Annotated in this window: 14 protein-coding genes; 1 reads left to right on the forward strand and 13 read right to left on the reverse strand. The window is 67.7% G+C overall.

What is annotated here, in order from left to right; translation table 11 throughout:
* Positions 1–6: 6 nt before the first annotated feature.
* Together A4R43_RS30470 and A4R43_RS30475 are read right to left on the reverse strand one after the other, a co-directional pair.
* Positions 7–1113, reverse strand: a complete 1107-nt coding sequence (locus A4R43_RS30470) for an NDMA-dependent alcohol dehydrogenase (RefSeq protein WP_009156912.1) — start codon at positions 1111–1113, stop codon at positions 7–9.
* Positions 1114–1302: 189 nt separating this feature from the next.
* The gene (locus tag A4R43_RS30475) at positions 1303–2703 is read right to left on the reverse strand and encodes a sensor histidine kinase (RefSeq protein WP_199542760.1); all 1401 of its coding nucleotides are present in this window, start codon (positions 2701–2703) and stop codon (positions 1303–1305) included.
* A gap of 38 nt (positions 2704–2741) precedes the next feature.
* On the opposite strand from A4R43_RS30475, the gene A4R43_RS30480 reads away from it, so the two are divergent.
* Positions 2742–3410, forward strand: coding sequence for a response regulator transcription factor (locus tag A4R43_RS30480; protein WP_110341457.1), 669 nt, complete (start codon positions 2742–2744; stop codon positions 3408–3410).
* Between the two features lie 221 nt (positions 3411–3631).
* On the opposite strand, the gene A4R43_RS30490 is transcribed toward A4R43_RS30480, so the two are convergent.
* The 11 genes from A4R43_RS30490 to A4R43_RS30540 form a co-directional block, all read right to left on the reverse strand.
* On the reverse strand, positions 3632–4987 hold the full coding sequence (locus tag A4R43_RS30490) for a peptidylprolyl isomerase (RefSeq protein WP_110341460.1): 1356 nt from the start codon (positions 4985–4987) through the stop codon (positions 3632–3634).
* On the reverse strand, positions 4984–7200 hold the full coding sequence (locus tag A4R43_RS30495; protein WP_233520112.1) for an MMPL family transporter: 2217 nt from the start codon (positions 7198–7200) through the stop codon (positions 4984–4986). The genes A4R43_RS30490 and A4R43_RS30495 overlap by 4 nt, the downstream gene beginning before the upstream one ends.
* 119 nt (positions 7201–7319) lie before the next feature.
* Positions 7320–8615 carry an MlaD family protein gene (locus A4R43_RS30500; RefSeq protein ID WP_009156918.1) on the reverse strand — a complete coding sequence of 432 codons (1296 nt, stop codon included), beginning with the start codon at positions 8613–8615 and terminating at the stop codon, positions 7320–7322.
* Positions 8616–8628: 13 nt separating this feature from the next.
* Positions 8629–9894 carry an MlaD family protein gene (locus A4R43_RS30505; protein ID WP_110341464.1) on the reverse strand — a complete coding sequence of 422 codons (1266 nt, stop codon included), beginning with the start codon at positions 9892–9894 and terminating at the stop codon, positions 8629–8631.
* Positions 9891–11210, reverse strand: coding sequence for an MlaD family protein (locus A4R43_RS30510; RefSeq protein WP_009156920.1), 1320 nt, complete (start codon positions 11208–11210; stop codon positions 9891–9893). The genes A4R43_RS30505 and A4R43_RS30510 overlap by 4 nt, the downstream gene beginning before the upstream one ends.
* A 5-nt stretch (positions 11211–11215) precedes the next feature.
* Positions 11216–12499: an MlaD family protein gene (locus A4R43_RS30515; RefSeq protein ID WP_236808371.1), complete on the reverse strand. Its 1284-nt coding sequence runs from the start codon at positions 12497–12499 to the stop codon at positions 11216–11218.
* Positions 12496–13926 (reverse strand): MlaD family protein, encoded by a 1431-nt coding sequence (locus A4R43_RS30520; protein ID WP_110341468.1) that lies wholly within the window; start codon positions 13924–13926, stop codon positions 12496–12498. The genes A4R43_RS30515 and A4R43_RS30520 overlap by 4 nt, the downstream gene beginning before the upstream one ends.
* Positions 13923–15152 carry an MlaD family protein gene (locus A4R43_RS30525; protein WP_110341470.1) on the reverse strand — a complete coding sequence of 410 codons (1230 nt, stop codon included), beginning with the start codon at positions 15150–15152 and terminating at the stop codon, positions 13923–13925. Before A4R43_RS30525 ends, A4R43_RS30520 begins: the two co-directional genes overlap by 4 nt.
* Before the next feature lie 4 nt (positions 15153–15156).
* The gene (locus A4R43_RS30530; protein ID WP_009156924.1) at positions 15157–16017 is read right to left on the reverse strand and encodes an ABC transporter ATP-binding protein; all 861 of its coding nucleotides are present in this window, start codon (positions 16015–16017) and stop codon (positions 15157–15159) included.
* Positions 16018–16053: 36 nt separating this feature from the next.
* A complete protein-coding gene (locus tag A4R43_RS30535; RefSeq protein ID WP_232285490.1) occupies positions 16054–16938 on the reverse strand; it encodes an ABC transporter permease in 885 nt (294 codons plus the stop codon).
* 16 nt (positions 16939–16954) lie between these two features.
* On the reverse strand, positions 16955–17818 hold the full coding sequence (locus A4R43_RS30540) for an MlaE family ABC transporter permease (RefSeq protein ID WP_009156926.1): 864 nt from the start codon (positions 17816–17818) through the stop codon (positions 16955–16957).
* Between the last annotated feature and the right edge of the window lie 62 nt (positions 17819–17880).

The raw sequence follows: 17880 nt of genomic DNA on the forward strand, positions 1-17880 counted from the left end.
GGAGTTTCAGAAGCGGATCATTCCGCGGATGTTCTTTCCGTCACGCATGTCCTGGTATCCCTGGTTGATGTCCTCCAGCTGATACTCAGCGGTCACCAGTTCGTCGAGCTTGAGTTGGCCGAGGTTGTACAACTCAAGCAGTCGCGGAATGTCATGCTGCGGATTCGAGGATCCGAACAGCGCGCCCCGGATCTGCTTCTCGTAGAGCGTGAGTTCGAAGAGGTTGCCGCTCATCGTGTGCTCGTCCGGATGGCCGATCGCGGTGACGATCACACGCCCACGCTTGCCCACCAGACTCAAAGCGGGCTCGATGTAGGAGCCCTCGGCGACGTCGGTGGTGAGCACGCATACGTCAGCGAGCTGCCCGCGGGTCAACTCGCTGACCACGTTCCACGCTTCGTCCATCGACTCGGCCGTGTGCGTGGCCCCGAACTCGCCCGCCTTGGCACGTTTGTACTCGACCGGATCAACGGCGACGATGGCACGCGCGCCGGCGGCCCGTGCTCCTTGGATGGCATTGACACCGATGCCACCGGCCCCGACCACGACGACCACGTCGCCGGCACGCACTTCGCCGGCCCGGGTGGCGCTACCGAATCCGGTCGTGACCCCACACCCGACAAGGGCGGCCTTCTCCAGCGGAAACCCTTCGTCGATCTTCACCACCGAGGCGGCGGGCACCACCGTGCGCTCGGAAAAGGTACCCAGCAGGCACATCTGGCCCGCGTCCTCGCCGCGAGTATGGAACCGGTAGGTGCCGTCCAGCTGCGGCCCGAGGATCACCGCGCCACCCAGATCGCAGAGGTTCGTCATGCCACGGGCGCAGTAGGAGCACTTGCCGCATGCCGGGAGAAAGCTCAAGACAACAGGATCGCCTTCGGCCACCTCGGTCACGTTCGCGCCCACCGCCTCAACGATGCCGGCGCCTTCATGTCCACCCACGACCGGGAACGGGATCGGGATGTCGCCGGTGACGAGGTGCTCGTCGGAATGACACAATCCGCTGGCGGCCAGTTTGACCTGGACCTCACCCTCGTTCGGCGGGTCGAGGTCGATCTCTTCGACCTGCCACTTCTCGTTGAGGCCCCACAAGACGGCGGCCTTGGTCTTCATCGACATCGTCTCCTTCGACTCTGAAGGGCTTCTTCCCCCAGCGTATGGGGAATGCGCACCCGGCAATACGGGCCATCCGTGCCGCGAGTGGCCCATGAAGGCCACGGACAGTGTGGGCCGCGCAAGATCGGTCGAGGCCCAGTTGGTCTGGGCGCACCATCGCCACCCCCTGGCGCTCGTGGTGCGGACCTATGGGTGAGGCGACTGGGTGGGTGGGCGACCAGCCAGCGTCCGCACGGGCAATGTCACGCGCACGGCCAACCCGCCTCCGGCGGCCTCCTGAAAGTCGATCGTGCCGTTCAGCGCCTGGATGATCTGGTCGACGATCCACAGGCCGAGACCTGCGGTGCCTCGTTCCTGCCCGGCCTGCGCGAACTTGGCGGTGAGCTCGACGGCGCGGTCAAGGGGCATTCCCGGCCCTCGGTCGGCGATCTCCAGTGACAGCGAGCCTTGGTCAAGGTTCGCGATGACACTGACCGGCTGGTCACGGCCGTGGCGGGATGCGTTCTCCAGCAGGTTTGTGACGACCCTGCGGACGAGCTGGGCATCAAGTTGGGCGTGGGCGTTCGATGGCGAGACGATCAATCGAAGTCGTTCACGCGGCAGGCCAGCAGCGTCAGCAGCCATGAGTATGAATTCGTGCACGTTCACCACCCGAAGGTGCCCTGTGCTGAAGGCTGGTCGCCGGCTGGCTGCGACGTCGGCCAGCGCGTTGAGCATGGCCGACAGGTGCTCGACGTGCGCGGTCAACAAAGCGAGGCGGGGGTCGGCGGACTGCGCCGTGCCACCGGTCTCCCGCGACAGATCACGGACCAGCGCATCCAAGGATGTTACAGGTGTGCGGAACTCGTGGAGGATCACGCGCAGCCCAGTCTGCTGCGCGTCGTAGGAGGCCGTCAGGCGAGTCCGGAGATCGCGCTCTTCGTCGGCCACGATGCGCGCGGCGGCGGTCTCCGCCTGAGCTAGGCCGCGGGCGCGTTCGGCGTGCTCGTTCAGCAAGACGAGCCCCGAGGCGAGCGCACCGGTGAAGAGCAGGTACAGCGCCCACCACACCCCGGCTAGGAGGCGATCGTGGGTTGGGCCGCTCGTGGGGTTCACCGTCAGCGCGATTGTGACGAAGCAGCCGCCGAGCAGCAGGGCCACTCCCAGCGTGCTGATAAAGGACAGTCGGGCAGCCGCGGCGACGATGACCAGAAACAGGATAGACACCGCTGGGCTTTGCGCGCCGCCGGATGACGCCACGATCCCCGACGCCAGCCCCGCGTCCAGGACGGTGATGATCGCAGCCGGCACTCGACCCTCGACCTCCCAGGTGGGATGTCCCAACATGACGGTCGAGTAGACCGTCGCGATGCCGACGAGATACCATGCCGCCGCCGTGTGCTGGACGAACGGGCTGGACCCCACCAGCAGGAGCACCGCCGCTGAGAGCACGACGCCGACCCGGACCCAGACGGTGATCAAACCGACCGGACGCAGCGTGTCGCCAGGATCCGGCTGCCCCGCCAGGTACCGGCGTGACCGAGGCGCTCGCCACCAGCTCATCGCGGTAGCGGGCACCTGCGTCGCGCCCACGTGGTCGTCTGGCATCTGAACCCCACTGGTTACAGTCGTATTAAGGTTAGGCCATGGATGGTGATAAGCTGGTGGTGGTCATCGTCGACGACCACGATCTGTTCACACAGGGCTTGGCTCTGTTGCTGGAGAGCCGGGTCGGCGATCGTATCTCGGTCGCAGGGTCGACCAGCCGGCCGGAGGAAGCGGCCGCGCTGGTCGGTTCGACTGGCGCCGGTCTGGCGATCGTCGATCTCGCCATGCCGCCGATCGGCGGCGTGGCGGCAGTCCGGCACATCAAGTCGCGCCATCCGGACACCAGGATCTTGGCGCTGTCGGGCACCACCGATCGGGGTTTGGCGGAGGAGGCATTGTTGGCGGGCGCCGACGGTTACCTGTCGAAGTCCGCGGACCCCGACACGCTCGTCGCCCCATTACTAAGCGTCGCGGCCGGTTTCCGAGTCGTCGAACCAGATCTGTTCACCGCGCTGCTGGATGGCATCCGCCGCCCGCCGGAAACGATTCTCCAGAGATTGGATACCGAGGAGATGCGCCTGTGGGGCTTGCTCGCGCGGGGCGCCGAGACCATCGAAATCGCCGAACGGATGCTGGTCTCCGAGCGTACGGCCAAACGCATGATCGCGGCCCTGTTACACAAGCTCGACGTCGGGAGCCGCGCGGAAGCCGCGGGACTGGCTGGATACTATGGGCTGATCGACCGGCCCAAGGATACGGGCGTCTGAGACATGCCGGCATCAAGGTCCCCACAAGGCCAGAACGGACAGGACGACGAAGGCAGCCGCCACCACCTGTGCGGCGACCGCACCCCGGCGCAGCACCCGCGCGCGGCGGGCGCGTTCCCGGGCACCGAGCGCCGCAGGTACCGCCGTGTCGGCATTCCGCAAGCCCCACCGGCCGAGCAACACGAGTAGTACCGCCAGCACGAGCAGGGGACCCGCCGTGCTCACCGGGGACCCCCTTGCCGGGGCGGCTGACCGGGTTCGGCTGGCTCCTGCCCTTGGGGAACCCCGAGCTCACCCGGCTGCACGCTCGGCGGAGCGTCCGGGGATGCGGGCAGGTAGGCATCGGCGTACTGGATGTCCGCGTCGCGGATTCGCTCGGCCAGCCAGTCGCGCCAGGTTTGGAGCTTTCGTTCCAGTTCGAGTTGCTGCTTCAGCGGGTCGCGCACCTGGTCGAACCTCGCGGGCTCGGCCGGGGTGATTCCGGTGACCATACCGACGTTCCAGCCGAACTTGTTCTGCACAGGGCCGAAGTGCTCACCCCGCCCAGCGGCGAAGGCTGCCTTGGCGTAGCCGGGCTGAAGCTGGTCCCGGGTCACGGTGCCAAGGTTTCCACCGTCGCTTCGGGTCGCGCTGTCAAGACTACGCTGTCGGGCAAGCGTGTCGAACGATGCCCCGCTGCGGAGTTCGGCAACGATCCGGTCTGCCTCGTCTTTGGTCCGAACGACGATGTTGGCCAGTTCCCGGCGCTCAGGAGTCCCCAGCTGATCTTTTCGTTTGCTGAATGCCTCACGGATTTCCTGGTCGCCGACCTCCGGTGTGTCCTTGGTGACCGTGTTGAACAGCTGGTCCATGGCCAACTGCTTCTTCACCTCGTCCAGGACGGCTCGTTCCGACGTGCCCGCGTTGCCCAGCGCCTGGACGAACTGGTCGCGACCTTGGGTGCCTTCGCCGAACTGCTGGGTGACGAACCGGCTCAACGTGTCCCGGGCCGCCTTGTCCGCCACCACGATGCCGTGGTCCCGCGCCGCCCTGTCGAGGAGCAGGCTCACCGCATAGGCCTTGGCGGCGTCGCGCCGGAAACGGTCCAGCCTGCCGGGCTCCTGCGGTGGCTCGATACCGTAGAGTGCACGCCATGTGTCGGTGACTTCGCCTAGGTCGTCAACGGTGACGACACGATCGTCGATCCGGAAGGCGGCATCGTCCGGCAGTTGCTCACCAACCCACCAGAGGTAGCCGCCCGCGCCACCGCCCGCGAGCAGCAGCGTCACGGCCGCGACTGTCCGCGCCTTCCGGGTCCGCGGGAGCCTGATTCGCCTGAGGAGGCCGCGCAGGCCGCCCGGCTCACCGTCGGCGTTCCGCTCGGCATCTACGCCGTCCGCACCGCTGTCGTCGTTGTTGGCGATGTCGCGGTCTTGGCCACCCGTGCCCTGGGTTCCTTGCTCTCGCCGCTGGTCCGGCGAGCAATCCTCGGCGACGTGGGTGTCCCGGTCCGTGCCCGAACGCTCTGCGTCGTTCTCACGCGTATCAGCATCCTGTTCCTTGGCATCCGTCACGTCGGATGTCTGCCGCTGCTTCATGATCCACCTCCTGGCGTGGTGACGGATACGGGCGGAGTGGTCGCGGTCGCTGGGCGACGATCGCTCCGCCGGAGGGGCTTCACGGTAAGCCAGACGACGCACGCCGCGGCTCCGAGGGCGAGCAGCACCGATGCGGCGAGCAGCAGACCGAACTCCCGGACCGCCTCGAGCTGGGACACGGCGAGCACCGCGTACCCGACGGCCGATGTCGCCGTGGCCAGCAACACGGAGGTGCGCAGCGCGGCGTTGCCCCGTCGCACCGCTTCGGCGAGCAGCACGGTGAACTCGCACCCGACGGCCGCTGTCAGGGAACCCAGCGCGGCGGTGATCGGGGTCAGCGGAACCCGTGCCACCCACAGGGCGGCGAGGCCGACCCCGGTTGCGAGGGTGGCGGCGGCGACGGCGCGCGCGGCGTCGCTCCTGCGGCGCAGGCCGATCAGGAGCACGCCCCCAGCGGCGAGGATCCCCGCCACATTGGTGATGACACGGTCGGAGGAGACAAGTTCATGCCCGCGGACCGCAGCCATCGGCAAGCCGGTCAACTCCACCCGGTACCCCGTCGGGGGCGGTGGCAGGTTCCTGGCGACGTCGTCGCGCAGCGTCCGCAGCTGGTCGAGGTCGTCCATGCGCACACCGAAGCTGAGCACAGCTGCCCGCCGGTCGTCGCGGAACACCGAGCCGGTGAGGTACGGCGGCAGCAGCCGGGTCGCGGCCTCGATCTGCGCGGCGGACGGCGACGACCCGAGGAAGGGAAGCAGGGTGGCGGGCGAGATGACCGGCCGGAGCTGGTCTCCGTGCCGTTCGACGATCATGCTCTGAGCGCTGTGGGACCAGCTGACGGCCTGGGGTGCGAGCACGTCGGGGCCGCGCAACACCACCGCCACCTCACCGGAGGAGCCGATGACCGATTCCACCTTACGCGCGTCCTCGAGGGTTTCCAGCCCTGCGGCGAAGTTGCGGAAGTCGCTGTCGAGTCTCAACTGCGGCAGCATGACCCAGCCCGTCGCCGCGACCGCGACGGCGAGCAGCGCGGCAGCAGCCCGGATCGGCCAGGACGCAGCGGTGCGGGTAGCGGGCCGACGGTCGCCGCGAGGCTCAGCGTCAGCCCGTGACACCGCGCGCACCAGCACCATACCCAGCGCGGCGGCGAGCAGAACGCCGAAGGCCAGCGTCAGGCCGAGGTCCCGGACGAGGGGTAACGGGGACAGCGCCAGGGTGGCGAATGCCGCCGCGGTCGCGCTGGCGACCACCAGCACGACGCGACGCCGGGCGTGCTGCGCGAAGTAGGTTGGATAGTAGCTGCCGATGCCCAAGAGCACGGGAAGGAAGGCGACCACGCCCAGGGACAGGGGCCGGTCTAGCCACCCGAACGTGGCGACCGTGAGCGCCACCGCCACGGTGGTCGTCACCACGGGCAGGAGCCGTCGTCGCACACCCCGGGTCCAGGGGATGAGCAGAAAGCACGCGGCGACCGCCACCACCGCGATCCCCCCGATCACAGGGATTTCCCAGCGCACCTGACTGGCCAGATCCGAGGTCACCGTGGGAACGCCGGAAACGATGGCACGCTCGGCACCCACGGTGTCGCGGGCCGCCGAGACGGCATTCCGGACGCTCTGCACGAGCCGGTCGGTGCCGTCCTGGTCCAGCCCCTCGCGTGGCCGGATCAGCACGGCGACGGCCCGGTCGGACGGGACCATGAACCGCCACTGTGGTTTGGGTTGCCCGTCCGGTGTGTGGAGGACCGTCTCAACGAAGCCGGGGTTGCGCAACGTGGGCAGCCCAGCCGGAAGCCCTTGCACCAGGAGTGCCCCGTACCGGGCGTCGAACTCGGCCGCCGTCGCGTCTCCGCCTCGGGCGCGGAGGGCGTCGCGTCGTCCCGCGAGCTCGGCGAGCAGGTCCTGCACCCGGCCGGCGATCTGGTTGAGCGTGGTCGCGGGGCCGTAGGTGGCGGCGACGTCGGGTAGGCGTGACAGCTGGCCCTCCAGCTGCAGCAGCGGCAGCAAATGTTGCTGGTCGAGCAGCTCACCCGGCTGGCGTGACTCGAGCAGGACCACGACGGGGTCCCCGCCGAAGTCGGACGCCGCCGCCTGCAGCTCCTGCAGCGCGGGGTCGTCGTGTGGCAGGAAGGACTCGACACTGGTCTCCAGGCGCACCTGTGCCAGCCCGCCGATCAGGAAGGCGACCACGAGCAGGGCGCCCAGGATGGTCACGGCGCCGCGTTTGGTCCGGTACCGCGACCACCGGGGGCGCCGCTTCTCCGCTGGCGCATGGGAGTGCCGACCCCAAGGCATGGGCAGTCGGAGCCGGAGGCGTGGAGGACGCGGCCTTCTCATTTGTTATCACGCTGCACGCGGGGGTACTCGCCGTCGAACGGGCCCGGGTTGGCCGCCTCCCCCGGTGCGGGGTACGGGTTGTACTTGTCCAGCAGGGGGATCTGGTTGAGGTTGAGCGGGTTGCCCCGGACGCTCTGCTCGTTGACCGGCGGGAACGTCCGCAGCCAGCGGCCGTTGGTGTCCCCCCGTGCCATCGACTGTGCCATGTTGGCGAACATGCTGGCGACATCGGGGCCGTAGGGCCGCAAGTAGGCCAGCATGGGGTTGACGTCGGCGAGCGCCACGTCGAGGGTCGGCAGCAGGCGCTGCGCGTCGGCCGCCACCGCGGGGACCCTCGTGAGGGTGTCCGGCGCGGTGTTCAGCACGCCGTCCAGGGAGGGCAGCAGGCCGCGCAGGTCGGCGGAGGTCCGCGGCAGTTCCCGCAGTGCGGCACTGAGGTCGGGGGCGGCCGTACGCAGGTTCTGGGCGATGGGTGCCAGGCTGGTGGAGAGCCGGTCCAGGTCGTCGGTGGCGGCGCTCGCGCTGTCCAGGACCGGTGGTAGTCGACGGAGCACCGCCTCGATCTGGCCGGCGCCGTCGGCGGTGGTACGAGTCAGGGTGTCGGCGTCGGCGACCAGCCGGGCAATCTGTCCTTGGCTGGTGTCGAGCGCGGCCAGCAGGGTCGCCGTCTTCCCCGTGAGTTTCGACAGATCGTCGCTCTGGGCGGACAGCGCGGCCAGGGCGCCCTGTCCCTCCCGGCCGAGGTAGCCGAGGCCGGTGAGCGCACGGGAGATGTTCTCGCGGCTGCCTTCCGTCGCCCCGCCGAGGGAACGCACCGCGCTTGCCAGCGCCTCACGGGTGGGCTGGTCGAGGCTGGCCAGAACATCGTTGAGCTGCACCGGCGGCTGGCCGGCTGAGTCCGGCAGGGTGGCGCCGCTGGGCACCGGCGCGCCGTCACCGTCGCTGATCTCCAGGAAGGTCTCCTCGACCAGGGTCTTGTTCCGGACCCGCACCGTGGCACCTTCGTGCACCGGATACTGGTTGTCCAGTTCCATCGTCACGCGTGCCCGCTCCCCGGCAGGGCGAACCTCGGCGACTTCGCCGACCCGGACGCCGGCGACCATCACGTCCGCGCCGGGCACCAGGTTCGCCACCCGGGGAAAGCTCGCCGACAACTGGTAGGCCGAGCGTTGGAAGGGAAGCCGCCCGCCCGAGTTGTCCCAGAGATAGCCGAAGATCACGGCGCACACGGCGACGAAGACGATCAGGACGGTGAGCCGGATGGCCGGCAGCACGGAATGCGAGATTCTCATGGTGGTCGACCGCCTAGCGTGGTGTCGGGCTGGACAGGATCTCGGCGCCCGGGAGCGGCAACGTGCTGGGCGTCACCTGGAGCAGGCCACGCAGGATGCCGCCATTGGCGTCGTGGAGGCTGGTCACCGAGTTGGTCTGGTACACGAAGGCTCCCAGGTCGTTGAGATAGGGGAGCAGGGAGGCGGTGATCGGCTCCAGCCGGCTGGTGGTGTGCCGCAGGTCGGGCAGGAGGGCGTTGACGTCAGTCACCAGGGGCCGCAGGTCGTTGACGACGGGCCTGGCCTTGGTCACCACCGGGTTGGCCACGTCCACGGTCTCGCCGACGCGATCGACGGTGGCGGTCAGCCTGCGCAAGGAATCCGGGAGCGTGCCGGAGGCCTGCCGCAGGCTGTCCAGGACCGGATCGAGCTGGTCGCTCAGGGCCTGCACGCTGCCGGTGGCGCGGCCTAGCTCGTCGGTCACGTCGGGCAGCTGGGCGAGCGCCTCGTCGATGGCGTCACTCTGCTCTCCGGCCGCGGCCAGCGTGTGCTGCAGGTTCCTCGCGAGCTCGGCCAGGCGCTGGTCGTTCTCACCGACGGCGCTGGACACCTGAGCGAGTGCGGTGACCAGTTGCGCGAGCTTGTCCTTGCGGGTCTGCAGCTCGACGACGACGGGTTTGAGGTCACGCACGACGCGGTCGGTGGCGGACAGCCCGCCCGGCAGTGCCTCCGGCGCGTGGGCCAGTGCCGTGTCGGACTCGGTGAGCAGCGCGGTCAGGGCGCTGCGGGTATTCGTGTCGAGGTGCGCGAGGACCTCGTCCGCTTGGATGGGCCGCTGCGACTGCGTTGCCGGGATCATGTCCCCTTCGGCGAGCGGCTTGCCGGGCGGGCCACCGGGATCGATCTCCACGTACATCTCGTTCATCGGGCTCTTGGGCCGCAGCACCGTCCGGGCGTTGTCGTAGACGGTGTGACCGGGTTCGATCGAGAGTGTCAGCTCCGCCTTGCCGTCGTCGGAGACCGAAGCGGACTCGATCTGCCCGACCTGCACACCGGCGATGCGGACCTCCTGTCCGTTGCCGGGGCTCACGGCGGGCGCGTTGTCGAACTCGGCTGTGAAGACGAACTGATCCTGCCACGGCCAGGTCGTGGTCCCCGATCCCTGCTGACTCAGGATGTATCCGCCGGCGCCGAGGCCGAGGGCCACCAGAACGGCCAGCGTGAGCACGTTGCGTCCCAGGCGCGGCTCGTTGCGCACCCGCTGCCACGTCTTGCGCAGGCGGTGCCGTGTGCCGCTCATCGTGGCTCTCCCTTCCCGATGCCGGTGAGGTTGCGGAACAGCTGTTCCAGGCTGATCGGCAGGCCGGCGAGCGTGCCTGGGGCGACTCCAGGATGGAACGCGATCGAGGCGCCGTTGGCGTCGGTCATGGAGGAGGCCCGGTCGACATTGGCGAACATGTACGCCAGCTCCTGGTACAGCGGCCTGTCTCCGCCGGTGTCCGAGTAGGGCCCGGTGCCGTGGTAGGGCGAAAGGACCGTGGCTTTGACCGGACCGTTGAGGCGGTCCAGCACCGGGCCACGCACGTCGTCGAGCACGGGCGTGGCGTCGCGGGCGGTGGGCACCAGCCGCTCCACGACGGGCCTGGCATCGACCAGCAGGTTCTTCAGGTCGGTCACCAACGGGCGGGCCTTCGCCAGTACGGGATCGGCATGCGCCAGCGCGGTGTCGAGTTCCGCCGCGACGGGGCGCGCCGGGTCAGCGGTGTCCCGCAGCCGGATCAGCGTGCCGTCCAGGCGGCGCAGCCCAGCGTTCGTCGAGTCCAGGGTCCGGGGCAACGTCGCGAGCGCGTCCGCCAGGTCGGCCGAGCGCCGCCCCAGCACGGTGCCCAGGGTGTCCAGGTCACGCACGATGGCGTCCAGTTGCCCTGGCTGCTCGGTCAGCGTCCGCGCCGTCGACTCCAAGCCCCCCACGACGTGAGTGAGGTCCGTTGCCGGGCGCGTGCCCCGGGCGGCGTCGAGTACGGTGGCCGCCGGGTCCAACGTGCCTGGGGCATCGGCGAGGAGCCGGTCCAGCGCGGCGCGGCCACGTTCGTCCAACGTGCGATCCAGCGAATCAACGGCCGACGTCGCGGACTCCAGCGTGTCGGGTGGCAACGCCCGGGTGACCTTGTCGAGCTCCACTGGGACCTCCGTTCGCGCGACCGGGATGGTGCCGCCGAAGTCCCCGGGCTGCCCTCCGGGTACGAGATCGAGGTAGTACTTGCCACCCAGGAGTGTGGCGGGGCGGATCACCGCGGACGGCGCGGAGCGGAGCTTGCCCGGAATGTCGCCGTCGACCTTGACCTCGACTCGCGCGGAGCCGTCGGACCCCGGTTCGACGGCGGTGACCTTGCCGACCGGGACCCCGGCGACCTTGACCTCCGTGACGTAGGGACGAAGATGGTAGTCCCGGGCGAAGTGGATCGCGAATGTCGTGCCCGGCTTCAACGTGGTGAGAATGGGGTCCTTGTTGAACAGGCCGACGCCGACCACCAACGCTACGACGATGAAGACCAGGCCGAGTCGGAACGGGGAGCGCCGGGCCCGTGCGAGCCTCTTCCGCGGATTCGATTCCATCTGTGTCACCTCGGTCCCAGCAGTGTGCTCTTGTCTCGTGCGGCCTCGCCGGGTGCCGGGTACGGGTTGCGCGCAGTCAGCGGGTCACGCAGGCCCCGCACGATGCCGGTCGCGGTGCTCGTCCCGACCGGCGGTGAGAAGCGCAGCCAGTGGCCAGCCGCGTCACCCTGATGCAGGGCGTCGGTGGCGTGGGTGAACCACAGCGAGATCTCCGGGGCGTAGGGCGCCAGAACGGCCAGGGGTTGCTGCGCCGAGCCGACCGCCTCCCGGATACGCGGCGCCACCGGGCGCGCATCGGTGAACGTCCGGGTCAGGCCGTCCACCGCGGGCATCGCCTGCCCCGCGACACCGGGCACCTTGTTCAACGGCGGAATCCCTTCTCGCAGCACGCCGCGCACATCGGGGGTTGCCTGGCCGAGCGCCTGTGCTCCGGGCCGCAATGCCGCCGCGGCGGCCTCGGTGTCGGCCAGCGGCCGCCGCAGGGCCTCGAGGCTGCCGCGGACCTTGGTCAGCGTGTCCGGCGCCTTGGTCAGCGCGTCGGACACCGGCCTGGCGTTGTCGACGGCGACCGAGCGTAGGGTGGTGTCGAGCTGGCGCACAAGGTTGCTGAGTTGCTGCTCCCGGCCCTGGAAGCGGCCGCTGAAGCGATCCACGGCCTGCAGTGTCTGGACAAGGTCGGCACCCCCCTCCGTGGTCAGCGCGCGCGACACGGTCGCCAGGTCGGGCAGCTCGGTCGGCAGAGCGGCCAGCGTGTCTCGCAGGTCCTGCGTATGGCCTGCGACACCGCCGCCTGTTTCCCGGAGCGTCGAGCCCAGCGCCTTGCGGGTGGGCTCGTCCAGCACGGCGAGCAGGTCCGACAGTTCCTGGGCTCCGGTCGTTTCCGAGGCCGGGATGACCTCCCCGGGGTCGACCGCGCCGGCTTGTGGTGAACCGGGGTTGAAGGCGACGTACTTCTGGCCGAGCGCGGAGCGCGCCCCCACCGATGCGGTGACGGCCGTCGCGTTGCGGTAGATGGACCGGTGGCCATCGAACCTCAGCTCGACGACTGGCTTGCCGTCCACCAGGGTGATCTCGCCGACCTGCCCGACGCGCACGTCGTTGATCCGCACGTCATCCCCGCTGCGCAAGCCTCCGACCTCAACGAACTCGGCGCGCACCACGGTGCGCGGCAGACCGGGTATGCCCTTGTTCGCAGTGATCGCGACGCCAACGGAGGCCACGAACACCACGAGCACCACGATTCCGGTGAGCACCGAACGCCGGCGGCGCTTGCTGTTGCTTGCCATCATCGACTTCCTCCCCCGATGAGGAACTGGACGAGTCCCTGCTCCTGCTGTGGGTCGAGCCCGGTCACACCTGCCTTGGGGTCCTGTTCGGTGGAGAGCAGCCCACCGAGGATGCCGCCGTCCCCGGTAAGGCCGGGTACCTGCGGCAGGGGCAACGGCGCACGGTCAGGCTGGGGTGGTGTTTCCGGCGGTCGTTCGGAGGGCGGACCTTGCTGCTGCGCGGGTGGCGCGCCGTTGGGCGTGGGCACGGCCGCGCCGAGCAGATCCGGACTGACGACCAGCATCGCGCGGAAGTAGTGTGAGATGCCATCCCGGCCGTTGGTGGTCAGTGCCCAGTTACGGATGAAGCCGAGCACGTTGCCGAGGTTGGCGGTCAGTTCACCGACGACCGGACGCAGGTCGCCCACCGCCGACCGCAGGTCCGGACCGGCCTGCCGAAGCTGGTCCACCACCGGCCTGGCCTCGTCCAGCAGGCGCTGAGCGTGCTCGAGGACGGGGTTGGCGTGCGCCAGGGCGGGATCGGCGGCGTCGGCGAAGCGCTGGATTTCGGCGCTGATCGCGGCGAGGTCGTCGGTGGTGGGCCGGATCGCCGCGAGGGTCGGCGTGGTCTCGGCGGCGGTGCCGGTGAGCTGGGCGAGCGTCGCGCGGGCCGTCGCGAGGGTCTCTGGCAGACGCCGCAACGTCTCGGTCAGTTCCCGCCGTTTCGTGGCGGTGGCCGCGGTGAGCTTTCGCGCCGAGGCGACCAGCCGGTCGAGGTTGGCTCCCTGGTCGGCGGCGAGAGCGCTCGCGACAGGCTGCAGCTTGTCCACCAGGCTGCCGAGCAGCTGGTTCTGGTCCCGCAGGACACCGGACAGGGCCGTGGTGTCGTTCATCGACGACTCGAGGGCCCGGATGGTGGCGTCGACATTTCCGCCGTTGCCACGGATACCTTCCCCGAGCATGGTCACCAGCGCGGCCAGCGACCGTCCGGTGGGGTCGTCGACCGTGTTGAGCACCTCATCGAGGTCGGCCTGCGCGCCGGTTTGCCGCATCGGGAGGACATCGCCATCGCCGAGTACCGGCGCGTCGGGGCTTCCCCGATCCAGCTCGACGTAGCGCTCGCCGAGCAGGCTCACTGGACGGATGGTGGCCCTGGCGTCCGTGTGCACGGGAAGGGCCTCGCTCTCCAGGCTCAGCACCACGGAGGCCTTGCCGCCCCGCACATCCATCGCCGCCACCTGGCCGACCTTCACGCCACTGACCTTCACCTCGTTGCCGACCAGCAGAGGACTCGCATCGGCGAAGCGCGCGACGATCGTGGTCTGGCCCGGCTCGCTCTCCTGGTCAATGCCGACTGTTCCCGCTGTCACCCCGAGCACGGCCACCGCGACGACGGCGAGAATCCGGCCACGCGGTAGCCGACGAGGCACCTGGTTGGGCTGCTTGCTCATCGCACTCCACCTCCGGCGGCATCCACCCAGGGCTGGTCGACCAGCGAACCGGGCGCCGGTGTCAGGTCCTTCTTGTAGCCGGGGGGGACGATGCCCGGATTGACGTTGACGCTGCCGAGCCCGGCCTGAACGTAGATCCGGGCGTAATGGCCGTTGGTGTCATAGTTGGCGTTCGCGGAGCCCCAGTTCGCGGCCCATCCGGCGATCTCCGGGGTGTAGGGCCGGAGAAAACTCAACGCGGGAGTGAGGTCCCCGACTAGTGAGTTGGCGCCCGGCAGTACCCCATGAGCGCTGTCCAGCAACCCCGGGGTGTAGCGAAGCAGATCCCGCGCCACCGCCAGTGTTGGCCGCAGTTCCGCGACGAGCGGGCGCAGGTCAGCCAGCACCGGCCTCAGGTTCCGGGCCACCGACGGCAACTTGTCGGTAGCGGGTTTCAGATCCTCGAGCAGCGGAACCGCCTTGTCCGCGACGGAAGGGACCCGGTCCAGTGTCGTCTTCGCCGTGTCCAACGTGCCCGGAAGTTTGTCCAACGCCTCCGCCACCGCGTGCTTTTGCTGTGCGGTGAGACGGGTCGTGGTCGAAACCTGCTCGATGATATTGCGGATGGCCTGCTCGCGGTTGACGAGCGTGGACACGATGCCATCCAGTTGGGTGATCAGTTGCTTGATCGCCGGACCGTCACTGCCGACCGCCCGCAGAACCTCACCCAGGGCCTCCAGCGCCGGCCCCGCCGACCGCAACGTGTCACGGAGGTCCTCTTCGTTGCCGTCCACGGACTTGTCAAGCCGCCGGATCAGGGAGGACAGGTGCTCTCGCGTGGGCTCATCCAGTGCCGCGAGGACCTGGTCGACCTCCATCGGCGTAGGCATTTCCCCTCGAATCATTCCTCCGTCCGGGATGACGGCGTTCCCGGCGGGCCCGTCCGCGACGGCGACGATACGTTCACCCAGCGCCGCCTTCCACTCGATGGTCACGACCGCACCGTCGTGCAGCGGAGCGTGGTCGTTGTTCATCGCCAACGTGACCCGGGCCTTGCCGTCCTGCACCGCGATGTTCTCTACCCTGCCCGCCTCGAAACCCTTGACGTGAACTGAGCCGCCTTCGACGACGTTGGTGGCTGATGCGAGCACGACGTCGACTCGATAACCGTCGTCCCTCCCCAGCACGAAGCCAGCAACTCCGAGAACGACGACGGCGACGACGCCGAAAGCCAAGATGCGTCGCATCGAGTCAGTCCATTCCCAACGGTCCAGCGGAATCTCCGGAGAGAAACTGCCGGACAAACGGGTCCTCGGACGCGAATGCCTCCTCGGCCTCGCCGTAATGCACCACCTGTCCCTGCCAGATCAGGCCAACATAGTCACTGACCTTCCGCGCGGTCCTAATGTCATGCGTGACGAGAAGGTAGGTCCCCTTGTGCTCGTTGTGCATTTTGAGGATGAGGTCGTTGAGCAGGCTGGTACGCACCGGATCGAGACCGGAATCCGGTTCGTCGAACAGCACGACCTCGGGATCCAGCACGAGCGCCCTCGCGAATCCGGCCCGCTTGCGCATCCCACCCGAAACCTCACTGGGTAGTTTCGCCATTGCCTTCTCCAGCCCGACCTCCTGGAGCCGACTCACCACAATTTCCTCGATATCCGACTCGTCGAGATCGGTGTGCTTACGCAGCGGGAAGGCGGTGTTGTCATAAATATTCATCGATCCGAAAAGTGCACCGTCCTGAAACAGGACGCCAAACTTCTTGCGCAGGTCGTAGCGTTCCTTCTCGCTGATTTGCCAGATGTTCTTGCCGAACACGACGATCTCTCCGTCATCCGGCTCCAGCAGTCCTACGAGGTGCTTCAAAAGTACGCTTTTGCCGGTCCCTGAAGGTCCCAGGACGGTCGTGATCGCGTCATCGACGAAGTCGATGCTCATTCCGTTCATCACCCGGAAGCTGCCGAACGACTTGACGACATTCCGCACTTCCATCGAGTGCCGCAGCTGTCCGTTGCCGTCTCGACGCACCTGATCGCCGGCAGGCAGGTTCCCCGCATGGGGAAGTTGCGTCGTCGGCTCTGTCGCCGTCGAGGGTGACACAAAGGACATCGTCAACTCCTTGCCGTAGAGGGACCTGGCTCAAGATCAGTTCGCGATCGGCGCGTTGGGACTGAGGCCCCAGAACAGTTGGGTGCCCAGCACTCCGATCACATGCACCAGCACCATGTTCAGCATCATGGACTTCGCCGTACTTCGGCCCACACCGACGGACCCGCCACTGGCCGTGTAGCCGTAGTAGCATCCCACGAACACGACGGCTGTTCCCATCGCCATCACTTTGACAAGGGAATACAGCAGATCGGCGGGATTTTGATAGAGCCAGAAAATGAAGCTGTATCCGCCTTCGGACACCCCGCCCAGCATCTTCACCGTCGTGAGATACTCACCGATGTACATGATGCCGAGTCCGACGATGTAGAGAAACGGAAGCGCGAGCCACGCCGCGACCACCCTGGCTCCGACCAGGTAACTGCGCGATTTCACGCCCATGACTTCCATCGCATCGATCTCGTCCGAGATACGCATGGACCCGATTTCGGCTACAAGGCCGCATCCGACCTTCGCGGAGATGATGTATCCCCACATGTAGGGCGCCATCTCGCGGATGCCACACCAGGCGTTGAAAATACCAGAGTATAACGGCGCGCCGATTTGTTTCAGCGTGTAGTTGCCCTCCAAGCCGCACTCGTATCCCATGACGAACTGCATCATCCAGATGATCAATCCGCTTGACAGGATGAGCACGCCACATTGGTGGAACACCTCGGTCGGGTAATGACGCAAGTCAGGTAACGCGCGAACCACCTGCCAGGAGAACCGCGCGATGTCACCACCGGTCGTCACCGCCTCCTTGATGGACTTGACGATACTGCCCGGGGAGACGATGACATCGGCCGGCTTCGGAGGACGGGCTCGTGAACGGCCAGCCTGCGTGCCGGTCTCTGTCGGTCGTGGCATTCCGCTACTCACAGGGTCCACCGCCTCATCACTTGAAGACAATCATGTCCGGGTTCACACCGAGGATGATCGCGGTGAACACGGCATTGACGATCCAGATGGTCGCGAATGCGATGACGACCGCCTGGTTCACCGCCTTGCCGACACCGATGGGGCCGCTCCCCGGGTTCATCCCCTTGTAGCAGCAGACGACGCCTATGATCATGCCGAACAGCGACGTCTTGACCACGCTCGCCCAGATATCGGTCGTTGTCGCATTGTCGAAAAAGCTCGCCACGAAGGCGCTCGGATTCGCCTCGAGAATAGGGACGGCCGCGATGTATCCACCGACGACGCCGAATACCAACGCCACGATGTCCATCAATCCCGTGATGAGCGTCAGCGCGACAACTCGAGGCACCACAAGCGTCCGGATCGGATCGACGCCGAGCACTTCCATGGCGTCGATCTCTTCCCGAATACGGCGCGCACCGAGGTCGGCGGTGATGGCGGTGCCCATGACTCCGGCGATGATCATCGCGTTGATCCACGGCGCGAACTCGCGCACGCTCGCCATGATGAAGAACGAACCCAGACGCTCGGGAATGCCGAACAGATAGAAGATGTTGCCACCTTGGAGGCCAGGTGCGCCAAGTCCGAATGCGATCGTGGAAATGATCATCGGAATTGAGCACAACCTCAGCGTGAGGAACATCTGGTCCCGGACCTCGCCCCAGTAGCCCATCGGGTGGCGAATCGCCGAGTACAGAACGACACCGAGTAGCCGCACCATCTCGCCGGCCTGCTCGAACGGCTTCGCTACCGACGAACCCAGACCACCAAGTGTGCGCGTTTTGGCTTCGGGCTCGCGCGACGGCCGCCGCGATGACACCGAGATGTCGGTGGAAGTCAAAGCCGCTCCTATGATTCAGACGTGTGCCGATGCTGACGACTTGGGCAGCAGACATGGCCGGA

It is taken from the genome of Amycolatopsis albispora (assembly GCF_003312875.1).
GTDB classification, from domain to species: Bacteria; Actinomycetota; Actinomycetes; order Mycobacteriales; family Pseudonocardiaceae; genus Amycolatopsis; species Amycolatopsis albispora.

Coding starts and splice junctions, on each gene's coding strand:
- A4R43_RS30490 (WP_110341460.1), bottom strand. CDS start 4,987: ATGAAGCAGCGGCAGACATCCGACGTGACGGATGCCAAGGAACAGGAT.
- A4R43_RS30500 (WP_009156918.1), bottom strand. CDS start 8,615: ATGAGAATCTCGCATTCCGTGCTGCCGGCCATCCGGCTCACCGTCCTG.
- A4R43_RS30510 (WP_009156920.1), bottom strand. CDS start 11,210: ATGGAATCGAATCCGCGGAAGAGGCTCGCACGGGCCCGGCGCTCCCCG.
- A4R43_RS30470 (WP_009156912.1), bottom strand. CDS start 1,113: ATGAAGACCAAGGCCGCCGTCTTGTGGGGCCTCAACGAGAAGTGGCAG.
- A4R43_RS30515 (WP_236808371.1), bottom strand. CDS start 12,499: ATGATGGCAAGCAACAGCAAGCGCCGCCGGCGTTCGGTGCTCACCGGA.
- A4R43_RS30525 (WP_110341470.1), bottom strand. CDS start 15,152: ATGCGACGCATCTTGGCTTTCGGCGTCGTCGCCGTCGTCGTTCTCGGA.
- A4R43_RS30480 (WP_110341457.1), top strand. CDS start 2,742: ATGGATGGTGATAAGCTGGTGGTGGTCATCGTCGACGACCACGATCTG.
- A4R43_RS30520 (WP_110341468.1), bottom strand. CDS start 13,926: ATGAGCAAGCAGCCCAACCAGGTGCCTCGTCGGCTACCGCGTGGCCGG.
- A4R43_RS30475 (WP_199542760.1), bottom strand. CDS start 2,703: ATGCCAGACGACCACGTGGGCGCGACGCAGGTGCCCGCTACCGCGATG.
- A4R43_RS30505 (WP_110341464.1), bottom strand. CDS start 9,894: ATGAGCGGCACACGGCACCGCCTGCGCAAGACGTGGCAGCGGGTGCGC.
- A4R43_RS30530 (WP_009156924.1), bottom strand. CDS start 16,017: ATGTCCTTTGTGTCACCCTCGACGGCGACAGAGCCGACGACGCAACTT.